Genomic DNA, 11,661 nt, shown 5'->3' on the forward strand with positions numbered 1-11,661 from the left:
CTGTGGCCCCACCTGATCCCATGCCGAACTCAGAAGTGAAACGCAGTCGCGCCGATGGTAGTGTGGGGTCTCCCCATGTGAGAGTAGGTCATCGCCAGGCGCCCAATTTATAGAGTTCGTTACGGCGAATTTTAAAACAGATCAATGTGCTGGTATGGCTCAGTTGGTAGAGCGCACCCTTGGTAAGGGTGAGGTCCCCAGTTCGAATCTGGGTACTAGCACCATTTTTTGTTCAGCGACAATAGCGCAATGGAACCACCTGATCCCATGTTGAACTCAGAAGTGAAACGTTGTAGCGCCGATGGTAGTGTGGGGTCTCCCCATGTGAGAGTAGGACATTGCTGAGCGCCAATTTAAAACCCAGCCAATGGCTGGGTTTTCTCGTTTCTGGCGTTTATAAATCATATTCTACTCCTCGTCTTGTGTTGTTTTTCCCTTGCTCAATTTTCTTTTGTACTTCTTTTTGCATTCTTCTACTTGCGCATTGTCACAATTTTCTATACTTTTATTTAGATATCTGGACGTCTAAACATCTTAAGGGTTAAGGAGTAAACCAAGATGCCAATTAAAATTCCCGATCGTTTGCCCGCTACGGATATTTTGCGTAGTGAGAATATATTTGTAATGACTGAAGCAAGGGCTGCTAGCCAGGGAATTCGTCCGCTAAAAGTATTACTGTTAAATTTGATGCCAAAGAAGATTGAGACAGAAACACAGTTTTTACGTTTATTGTCTAATACTCCTTTGCAAGTGGATGTTGAGTTATTACGTATTGATAACCGCCCGACTAAGAACACACCTACTGAGCATTTGGATACTTTTTACCGGCAATTTGAAATGGTGAAAGATCGTAATTTTGATGGATTAATCGTGACTGGGGCACCTCTGGGATTAGTGCAGTTTGAAGATGTGCTGTACTGGGAAGAGATCCGGCTCATTATGAACTGGGCCAAAGATCACGTAACCTCAACAATGTTTGTCTGTTGGGCTGCTCAAGCCGGATTAAAACTGCTTTATGATTTGCCTAAGCGGACCAGGAAGGAAAAGTTATCAGGCATATATCAGCATTTCATCCATGACTGTCATCATCCTATTTTACGCGGTTTTGATGAGACCTTTAAAGCTCCACATTCTCGCTATGCTGATTTTTCTCCGAACTACTTAGCTGAGCATACAGATTTAGATATATTGGCAACCTCAAAAGAGGCTGGCGTATATTTGGCGGCAACCAAAGACAAACGGAATGTTTTTGTCACCGGCCATCCTGAGTACGATGTTGCGACACTTCATGGTGAGTATATTCGAGATCTTGCTCAAGGAATGGAACCTAATATTCCGGTGAATTATTATCCTGATGACAATCCGGATAATCCCCCTGTGGCAAGCTGGCGTAGCCACGGTCATTTACTGTTTCTGAATTGGTTAAATTACTGTGTTTATCAGCAAACCCCCTATGATCTGGAACATTTCTCTGAAGATAATTTTACTAAAGATGACTAGTGGCTGATCGGTACTATTAGATATAAAGAAGACCGGCTGGGCCAGTCTTCTTTATATCGCTGTTTTGTTATTTATTCTGTGCTTCCCACGCTCTCGCTTTATGGATTAGCGGCGTAATTGTAGACCCTTGTATCAAAATGGAAAAAACAACAACGGCATAAGTCATCACAAGCATGATTTCACGCACATCGATGTTTTTTTCTGGAATAACGAGAATGCCAGCCGGAATTGCCATTGCCATGGCTAATGCAAGACCACCGCGTAAACCGCCCCAAGTTAGGATTTTTACTGAGAGTGGATTGTAGTCACGGTAACGCTCGAAGCCGAAATAAGACAGTCTAATACTCAGAAAACGACTGAGTAACACCAAAGGAACTGCAATCGCCATCATCAGCCAATCTTCCTGGTGGAAGCTGAATTGTAGCATCGCCATGCCAATCAGCAGGAACAACACACCATTGAGGAATTCATCAACTAATTCCCAGAAATGATCAAGATGGTCTTCACTCTCTTTCGAAAAGCCAATATAGCGTGTCCAGTTGCCGATCATGATGCCCGATACCACCATGGCAAGTGGTCCGGAGACATGGATAATATCGGCAAAGACATAACCTGCGGTTGGAATACCTAGAGTAAGCAGTAACTCCATCGAGTGATCATTGGTTGAGCTTATTAGGTAATGGAACAGAAGGCCAAGTGCAAATCCGTATGCAACGCCACCGATGGCTTCTTGCAGGAATAGCTGACCGACACCTAAGACGGTCGGTGTTTCGTTACCAAAAGCAATCGTGAAGAGGGTAACGAAGATGACCAGACCAAAACCGTCATTAAATAATGATTCGCCCTCAATCTGAGTTGAAATACGCCGCGGGGCATCCAGTTTTTTGACAATAGCCAAGACGGCGATGGGATCGGTTGGAGAGATCAATGAGCCAAAGATCAGGCAGTAGATTAAGTCAAATTGAATACCAGCGAGCTGGCAAATTCCCCATAAGCTGATACCGATAAAAAAGGTGGAAAAGAGGGTTGCTCCCAGAGCTAAGACTGTAATTTCCCATTTTTGATCTTCCATGTGAGGAAGTTTGATACCGAGACCGCCGGCAAAGAGTAAAAAACCTAAAATTCCTTTAAGCAGAAAGCTCTCAAAATTAATATGCGCTAATTGCTCGGCGGCAATGTCTTCTAAGTGGAACCAGCCATTTTGACCAGCAATGATGATGCCCAGCGATAGTATCAACGCACCTGCTGTGATAGCGATTGTTGTTTGCATTTTACCGATCTTACTGTTTATAAAAGCAATGATCATTGCAGCAGCTGCAAGAAAGCATAAGGTACTGTAGACCGACATGCGTCAACCTCTGATTGATAAAAAATAATGGCTGAAATTGTTACGAAATATAAATCCATCACGCAGTGATAGCTACCGAAAACTTTCCTGAATTCAGATTTTGTTTTGTCACTGAAAACAACTTTAGACGTCTAGATTTCCATCAAGGCTGTGGTAGGATGTTATTCAGCTGTAAAATTGGAAAAAGGAAGTAGTGTGGTGTTGAAGGGAAAAGAATTATTACAGAGTCGATTAAAACAGCAGATCCTGATCATTGATGGTGGCATGGGCACCATGATCCAGGGCTATAAGCTGGAAGAAGAAGACTATCGAGGTACACGCTTTGCTGATTGGCATAGTGACCTGAAAGGGAACAATGATCTGTTGGTGCTGACACAGCCCCAACTGATCAAAGATATTCATAGTGCCTATTTGGAAGCCGGCGCAGATATTCTCGAAACGAACACCTTTAATGCCACGACTATCGCGATGGCCGACTATGACATGGAAAGCCTGAGTGCTGAAATTAACTTTGAGGCCGCGAGACTGGCGCGTCACGCCGCCGATGAATGGTCAGCAAAAACGCCTGAGAAGCCTCGTTTTGTCGCAGGCGTGCTTGGTCCAACTAACCGGACTTGCTCAATCTCACCAGATGTGAACGATCCCGGTTTTCGTAATGTTACTTTTGATCAATTAGTTGAAGCCTATTCTGAATCTACTCGCGCCTTGATTAAAGGCGGGGCCGATTTAATTCTGATTGAAACAATCTTTGATACCTTAAATGCCAAAGCCTGTTCTTTTGCAGTTGAAACCGTATTTGAAGAAGATGGTATTGTTTTACCTGTCATGATCTCAGGGACGATCACTGATGCTTCTGGCCGGACTCTTTCTGGTCAGACGACCGAAGCATTCTATAACTCGATGCGTCATGTAAAGCCTATCGCTTTTGGCCTGAACTGTGCGTTGGGGCCTGATGAACTGCGTCAGTATGTTGAAGAGCTTTCTCGTATTTCAGAGTGTGCTGTTTCGGCTCACCCGAATGCGGGATTACCCAATGCCTTTGGTGAGTATGATCTTAGCCCTGACGACATGGCTGAGCATATTGCTGAATGGGCGCAGAGTGGCTTCCTTAATTTAGTCGGGGGGTGTTGTGGCACAACCCCCGAACATATTCGCAAGATGGCTGAGGTGACCCGTCAGGTAAAACCTCGCCAGCTACCGGATATCCCCGTTTCCTGTCGCTTATCAGGGTTAGAACCTTTGACTATTTCGGCTGAAACGCTCTTTATCAACGTGGGTGAACGTACCAATGTAACCGGTTCGGCTCGGTTTAAGCGTCTTATCAAAGAAGAATTATATGACGAAGCGCTAGAAGTTGCCCGCCAGCAAGTGGAAGTCGGTGCTCAGATCATTGATATCAATATGGATGAAGGCATGTTGGATGCGGAAGCGGCAATGGTACGTTTCCTTAATCTGTGTGCGACTGAGCCTGAGATCTCTAAAGTCCCGATTATGGTCGATTCCTCTAAATGGGAAGTGTTGGAGGCGGGTCTGAAATGTGTTCAGGGTAAATCGGTCGTCAACTCAATCTCTATGAAAGAAGGGAAAGAGAAATTTGTCGCGCAAGCTAAACTGATCCGGCGATATGGTGCGGCAGTGATCGTGATGGCGTTTGATGAGGAGGGACAGGCGGATACCCGAGAACGTAAAATCGAAATTTGTACCAATGCCTACCATATTTTGGTTAATGAAGTCGGTTTTCCGCCGGAAGACATTATCTTTGACCCGAATATTTTTGCCATAGCGACCGGTATTGAAGAACATAACAATTACGCTGTCGATTTTATTGAGGCTGTCGGGGATATTAAACGAACGCTGCCATATGCGATGGTTTCCGGTGGTGTCTCGAACGTTTCCTTCTCGTTCCGCGGCAATAACCCGGTAAGGGAAGCGATCCATGCCGTATTTCTCTACCACTGCTTTAAGAGCGGTATGGATATGGGGATCGTCAATGCCGGCCAGCTGGCGATTTATGACGATCTGCCTGATGAACTGCGTAATGCGGTAGAAGATGTGGTGCTTAACCGTCGTGATGACGGTACCGAGCGGTTGCTTGATATTGCAGGCAAGTACCGCGATAGCGGTGCAGTAGAGGAAGATCGTAGTGCCCAAGAGTGGCGTGGCTGGCCCGTTGACAAACGTTTGGCGCATGCGCTGGTTAAGGGCATTACAGAATTTATTGTCGAAGATACCGAAGAGGCCCGTGCTAATGCATCGAAGCCACTGGAAGTGATCGAAGGTCCTCTCATGGCCGGTATGAATGTGGTGGGCGACCTGTTTGGTGAAGGAAAGATGTTCTTGCCACAGGTGGTGAAATCAGCCCGGGTAATGAAACAGGCGGTCGCTTATCTGGAGCCATATATTGATGCCGAAAAGCAAGTCGGGCAAACAAACGGTAAGATCCTGCTGGCCACCGTCAAAGGTGATGTACATGACATCGGTAAGAACATTGTTGGTGTCGTTTTACAGTGCAATAACTACGAGATCATCGACCTTGGTGTGATGGTCTCTTGTGACAAAATACTGAAAGTCGCCAAAGAAAAAAATGTCGATATTATCGGCTTGAGCGGACTGATCACGCCATCACTGGATGAGATGGTGCATGTAGCCAAAGAAATGGAGCGTCAGGGCTTTGATCTGCCTCTTATGATTGGCGGAGCAACCACCTCAAAGGCGCATACCGCCGTAAAAATTGAGCAGAACTACCACGGACCTGTTGTGTATGTTTCCAATGCATCCCGGGCGGTAGGGGTGAGTTCGACGTTACTGTCTGATGAGCGCCGGCCGGCATTTGTTGAGAGTTTAAATAAAGAATATGAAATAGTGCGAGAGCAGTATGCTCGCAAGAAACCACGTACAGCACCAGTGACCCTAGAAGAAGCCCGGGCGAATAAGGTGGTGATTGATTGGGACCGCTATACCCCGCCAGTGCCGGTTAAACCGGGTGTGCATGTCTTTACGGATTTTCCTGTCTCTACCTTGCGCAAATATATCGACTGGACGCCATTTTTTATGACCTGGTCACTAAGTGGCAAGTACCCGACCATTCTTAAACATGAAGTGGTCGGGGAAGAGGCCCGGCGTTTGTTTGACGATGCTAACCGGCTGCTTGATGAGATTGAACGTAATGGCATGATGACAGCAAACGGAGTGTGCGGTCTGTTTCCTGCGAATGCGATTGGTGATGATATCGAGGTCTATACTGATGAAAGTCGCACTGAAGTGTTGACGGTACTTCATGGTTTACGCCAGCAAACGAAAAAGCCGAAAGGGCCAAATTATTGTTTGTCTGATTATATTGCGCCAAAAGAAAGCGGGAAGCCTGACTGGATCGGTACCTTTGCAGTAACCGGGGGAATAGGCGAACACGAGCTTGCAGCGCAGTTTAAAGCGAAAGGTGATGATTACCACGCCATTATGATTCAAGCTTTGGCTGATCGCCTGGCAGAGGCATTTGCAGAGTGCTTGCATGAGAAGGTCAGGAAAGAAATTTGGGGCTATGCGCCAGATGAAGCGTTGGCCAATGACGATTTGATCCGGGAAAAATATCAGGGAATCCGGCCGGCTCCTGGGTATCCGGCCTGCCCGGAGCATACTGAAAAAGGTGAGATCTGGAAATTGCTGGATCCAGAAGCGACGACTGGAATGGTCTTAACGGAAAGTTATGCCATGTGGCCGGGCGCTGCGGTTTCTGGCTGGTATTTCTCGCACCCTGATTCCCGTTATTTTGCGGTTGCGCAGATCCAGGAAGATCAGCGTGATAGTTATGCTGAGCGTAAAGGATGGGATTTAATTGAAGCCGAGAAGTGGCTAGGTCCTAACCTCTAAATACGATGATGATAGAAGCTAAAGGCGCTCTGGTGAGCGCCTTTTTTTTGATTATTATTCAAAAATCTCGCGATGCAGCTCTTTGACTACCGGTTTAGCATCGTGCTCTTTAACTAAGAAGCACAGGTTGTGAGGGCTGGCACCGTAGCAAATCATTCTCAGATTAAAGTCTTCCAGCGTATCGAAAACCTTGGAGACGGAACCTTTCGTATTGCTCATCTGATTGCCAATCAAGGCGACTAAGCAAAGATCCTGCTCGACCTCCACCCGGCATAACTTGGTGAGTTCTTCCAGTGCTTCCGGAGGAAGTTGTGGAGTGCCGCCGCCAGTATCTGTTTGATCCAGGGTTAAGGAGACGCTGACCTCGGAAGTGGTGATCAAATCAACAGAGACTTTATGCTCAGCCAGAATCCTGAACACTTCAGCCAGAAAGCCATAAGCGTGGAACATATTGAGGCTGGTCAGGGTCACCATGGTCTGATTACAGCGCAATGCTAAGGCGCGAAACAGAGGAGCGTCGCTGACACTTTCCCGAATCCAGGTGCCGCCTTGTTCAGGTGCTTTGGATGAGCCGACAAAGACAGGGATCTGTTGACGGATCGCTGGTCGTAAAGTCGACGGATGCAAGATCTTTGCGCCGAAGTTGGCCATCTCATAGGCTTCACTGAAGCTGATCTCTTTGATTGGCTTTGCTTTCGGCGCAATACGAGGATCGGTGGTATACATTCCCGGGATATCAGTCCAGATCTCCAGAGTTGCAGCATCAATTGCCTCTGCCATCAGGGCAGCACTGTAGTCGCTGCCTCCGCGACCCAAAGTGGTGGTTTTACCTTCGGCATCAGAACCAATGAAACCTTGTGAAACGACCACGTGATGGGTAAATAGTGGATTGAGCGCTTGCTGCGATAACTGACGGATCATCTCAGGTTGTGGAATCGCTCTGCCGAAATGGCTGTCTGTGCGCATGACATCGCGAATATCAAAGCGAACAGCATCGATCCCTTGCTCGATCATGATCTGGGTAAAGAGGTGGGTGGAAAGCAGTTCACCATTCGCGACTAACTGATCGGTTAATTGTGCCGAAGTGTGCAGTGCGGCCTGCTCCGCCAGAGTGGCAACCTGATCGAGTAAGTTGTTGACTGCTTCTAAAATCGGGCCTGGCTGCTGCAATTGTCTGATAACAGATTGATGAATGTCAGCCAGACGCGTCAGTAAGGCTAAACGGTGCTCAGGATCTGACACGCCGTTAGCCAGTTCAACCAGGATATTGGTTACCCCAGAGCAGGCGCTGATCAATACTAAACGGGTTTTCGGGGTCGTTTTGATGATCGCGGCGCTACGGCTCATCGCGGTAAAATCGGCAACGCTGGTACCACCGAATTTGGCCACCGTGAACGGTGGTGAAGTGGCTGAATTATGATTTACATGGCTCAAGGTAAGTCTCCCGGTAACAATAAAAATATAATGAGGAAAAGGGAATTTACACGGATAAATATTCCCAATATCTAATTGTCAGGAGAGCAGGCAGGCGAGACGTATGAATAGCGCTACAACCAGAAGCTCTCCACCTTTTACTGATCAAAAATAAAAGGTGACAGCCAGAAGGATTCAACCTTCGAAGCCGATATTACTGGTCCCCTGTCCAGCAATATCTCGGCGTTACTCCCCCTCTCTAAACCGCTTTGGGGTGGGGCCCCGCAGCCTAGATACCTGGATAACGCTCCTCTTCTGTCTTTACCTGATGGCATACTAGCCATCAGGACGAACAAAACTTGTCCTTCATTGAATAGGATCTGCTGTCAGGTTGTCAATCTTTCTCTGGTTATTTATGCAAAATAAATGCAATGAATTGATATTAGTGACCAACGAGACTTGCGACTTAGGCGAATTCCTTTAATACTCTGTAGCTGCATTAGCGTAATTATTCCCCCAACATATAATAAAACAGGGAATTGCTGACCTCTTACCTCAAGGAGAAACAATCATGACAATTGGGAGTTTTTATCCGCCGCAACGTACCCTTATGGGACCCGGTCCATCAGATATTTATCCTCAAGTTTTACAAGCATTGAGCCGTCCGACAGTGGGTCATCTTGATCCCCTGTTCATTGGCATGATGGATGAGTTGAAACAACTGCTGCAATATGCGTTTCAAACCGAGAACACCTTTACTATCGCCGTTTCCGCACCAGGTAGTGCCGGGATGGAAGCGTGCTTCGTCAATCTGGTTGAGCCGGGTGATAAAGTCATTGTTTGCCGTAACGGTGTTTTTGGCGATCGCATGCGTGAAAATGTCGAGCGCTGTGGTGGCCAGGCTGTGTTGGTGGATAATAACTGGGGTGAGCCCGTCGATCCGGTACTGGTCGAGCAGGCACTTGTTGCACATCCGGACGCAAAAATTGTCGCTTTTGTTCATGCAGAAACGTCAACCGGTGCGTTAAGTGATGCTGAGACGCTAGCGAAACTGGCACGTCAGCACGATTGTCTGACGATTGTTGATGCGGTCACTTCCTTGGGCGGGGTGCCTCTTCGGGTGGACGAATGGCAATTGGATGCGGTGTACTCGGGAAGCCAGAAGTGCCTGTCTTGTGTACCGGGCTTATCGCCACTGACATTTTCTCAGCGGGCCATAGAAAGAATACAGCGCCGCACCACCCCCGTACAGAGTTGGTTTCTGGATCAAAGCTTAGTGCTGGCTTACTGGAGCGGGGAAGGGAAGCGCAGCTATCACCATACTGCGCCGGTCAATAGTTTGTATGCCCTGCATGAAGCTTTGGTGCTGCTGAAAAATGAAGGGCTGGAAAATGCGTGGCAGCGGCATAAAGATCAGCATCTTGAATTACGTGAAGGGTTAGAAAAACTCGGGATTGAGTTTGTTGTCGATGAAGCCTCTCGTTTGCCACAACTTAACGCAGTCTATATTCCTGAAGGAGTGGATGATGCGCTAGTGCGTCAGACCTTGCTGGAACGCTATAACCTGGAAATCGGAGCGGGTTTAGGCGTGTTAGCGGGTAAAACCTGGCGGATAGGCCTGATGGGGTATGCGGCCAGAAACGAGAATGTAGCCCTATGCTTAAAAGCTCTGGAAACGACGCTGAAATAATACATACCCGCAGAGATATACGGTATTAAGAGAAACGGCTACCCTGGTAGCCGTTTTTGTTCTGATTGATTAACGAGCTTTACGGGGTCTGTGGCACAGGCTTATTTGGTATCGCCGGTAATACTGACGAAAGGGTAAAGTCATTGCCGGGGAACAAAAATTCAGCCTCTTGCTGGATCTGTCTGGCCTGCGCCTGTTGGTCCAGCAGTTGATACGCCGCGATCAAATTATGATACAGCGCCGGACGTGGCCAGTTGACCGCTTTCTGAGTTGCCCAGTGGATATATTCTTCAATTAAGGTTTCATTGTGATTCGCGGCACCTAACTGCAACTGAGTGAGATGCAAATCCCAGTCAAAACGATTCTGCCACGCCCATGGGTTGTTTACCTGTATCAGATAATCAACATTTACCGGCCGCGTAGTTTCGAATTTGGTCAGTAACCAACCAGAATATAACGTCGTCAGCATAAAACTGGTGACAAGAACAGGCATTAGCAGGGCACAGAATTTTACCGTCAGTACATAGCGCGCGTGGTACTTATGGTATTTCGCCGTCAGGTTATCGACCCAGTAAATCAATATGATAAAGGTTACCCAGTGCACCAGAGAATGGTAAAAGGGGTATTCCAACTGAGTATGTAAAGTAATGGGCAGAAACAGGGCGATTAACCCCAGTTGTGTTCCATTTCTGGCTTTGCGGATCGTGAAGGCGACGGCGGTGGCGGCGGCGAGTAAGGCCAGTAACGGCAATATCCCTCCTTCAGCAGCCCAGTAAAGCAGTTCATTATGCGGATGATCCAGCCCTGAAATACCGTAGTTCTTCTCAGGATCGGCCTGATGCCATTTTGCGGTCTGGATGATATAGGCCGGTTCAAACTTACCATACCCGTAACCCGCCAGTGGCTCTTTACTAAACATCTTATAAGCTTGAGGGATATGAATAGCCCGTGCGCTTTCCAGGCTTACTCGCTCTTCTGCGGGGGACCAGCCGATGGTGTTATTAATACTCCATGAAAAACTTAAGCCGAGCGCAACCATTAACAGCCACATTCGCCATTGTGCTTTGGCGGCAAACTTTCGCAAGTAGGGCAACATGAGTACTACGCCAACAACGGCACCAAGCCATCCGGTACGAGAGCTGAGTACCACGATAATCGGGATTGTAGTAACAGGGGTTAGCAATACAATAAGCTGCTGCCATGACCACTTACCGCGATACATCGGAATACGGGCCAGCAAATAAGCTGACAGCACCAGACCCGTCGCCAGAAAGCTGGCCATCACATTGGGCTGTTGAAATATCCCATAGGGACGATTTTGTTCCGTGTCATAGCCAATGGCATTACCGGGTTCCATCCAGAAAAACTGGTACCAGGCAAAGATCGCCTGGATCCATACCGCGGCTAAGATCAGCCATAACATGCGCTGGCGCTGTTTGTGGGTAAAGGCAAACTGCTGCAATCCGACAAAGAAGAGAAAGCCGGCCCATAATCCAATCAGCCGGTTAGCCACACCGAACCCGTCAGCATCAGGATAAAAAGCCGGGAGTGTCAGTAAGAGGCAACAGACAAACAGAACGACGGTCAGACGCGAATAACGCCAGGTTTTCTGGCGACTGATTTCCAGTAACCCTAAGGCTATGACAAAGCTGAAGGGGATCCAGCTGGCGGCATTAAATGGCAACTCAAGACCGGAGCCTCCGGGGTTGTGCTGGAAGTAATGCATCGCGAGCAAAAAGAGGATCCCCAGAGAGACGATAAAGTATCTCGTGAGGGGTTTGCTGATGCGCTGCTCTGCCAGTTTAGTTCCTTGTAAATGTAACACCGTCATTGTTTATCCGTG

At 47.6% G+C, this 11,661-nt stretch carries 6 protein-coding genes, 1 tRNA gene, 2 rRNA genes and 1 riboswitch; of the genes, 6 read left to right on the forward strand and 3 right to left on the reverse strand.

What is annotated here, in order from left to right; translation table 11 throughout:
• From rrf (AC2204_RS15810) to metA, 4 genes are all read left to right on the forward strand, one after another.
• A 5S ribosomal RNA gene (rrf, locus tag AC2204_RS15810) occupies positions 1-100 on the forward strand; the annotation flags it as partial.
• 48 nt (positions 101-148) lie between these two features.
• Positions 149-224 (forward strand) — tRNA-Thr (locus tag AC2204_RS15815).
• 7 nt (positions 225-231) lie between these two features.
• A 5S ribosomal RNA gene (gene rrf / locus AC2204_RS15820) occupies positions 232-347 on the forward strand.
• 211 nt (positions 348-558) lie between these two features.
• On the forward strand, positions 559-1,500 hold the full coding sequence (gene metA / locus AC2204_RS15825) for a homoserine O-acetyltransferase MetA (RefSeq protein ID WP_318926647.1): 942 nt from the start codon (positions 559-561) through the stop codon (positions 1,498-1,500).
• Positions 1,501-1,567: 67 nt separating this feature from the next.
• Here metA and AC2204_RS15830 read toward each other — a convergent pair whose 3' ends face one another.
• On the reverse strand, positions 1,568-2,848 hold the full coding sequence (locus AC2204_RS15830) for a cation:proton antiporter (RefSeq protein WP_318926648.1): 1,281 nt from the start codon (positions 2,846-2,848) through the stop codon (positions 1,568-1,570).
• A gap of 195 nt (positions 2,849-3,043) precedes the next feature.
• On the opposite strand from AC2204_RS15830, the gene metH reads away from it, so the two are divergent.
• Positions 3,044-6,715, forward strand: a complete 3,672-nt coding sequence (metH, locus tag AC2204_RS15835; protein WP_318926649.1) for a methionine synthase — start codon at positions 3,044-3,046, stop codon at positions 6,713-6,715.
• A 54-nt stretch (positions 6,716-6,769) separates the two neighbouring features.
• Here metH and lysC read toward each other — a convergent pair whose 3' ends face one another.
• Positions 6,770-8,149 carry a lysine-sensitive aspartokinase 3 gene (gene lysC, locus AC2204_RS15840; protein WP_318926650.1) on the reverse strand — a complete coding sequence of 460 codons (1,380 nt, stop codon included), beginning with the start codon at positions 8,147-8,149 and terminating at the stop codon, positions 6,770-6,772.
• A gap of 115 nt (positions 8,150-8,264) precedes the next feature.
• Positions 8,265-8,451: riboswitch (Lysine riboswitch) on the reverse strand.
• A 248-nt stretch (positions 8,452-8,699) separates the two neighbouring features.
• Between lysC and AC2204_RS15845 the strand changes: the two genes are divergently transcribed.
• Entirely contained in the window at positions 8,700-9,818 is a 1,119-nt protein-coding gene (locus tag AC2204_RS15845; RefSeq protein WP_318926651.1) for a pyridoxal-phosphate-dependent aminotransferase family protein, read from the forward strand.
• Between the two features lie 79 nt (positions 9,819-9,897).
• Here the strand turns inward: AC2204_RS15845 and AC2204_RS15850 are convergent, their stop codons facing one another.
• The gene (locus AC2204_RS15850) at positions 9,898-11,649 is read right to left on the reverse strand and encodes a PglL family O-oligosaccharyltransferase (protein WP_318926652.1); all 1,752 of its coding nucleotides are present in this window, start codon (positions 11,647-11,649) and stop codon (positions 9,898-9,900) included.
• Between the last annotated feature and the right edge of the window lie 12 nt (positions 11,650-11,661).

The organism is Photobacterium sp. (genome assembly GCF_057456235.1).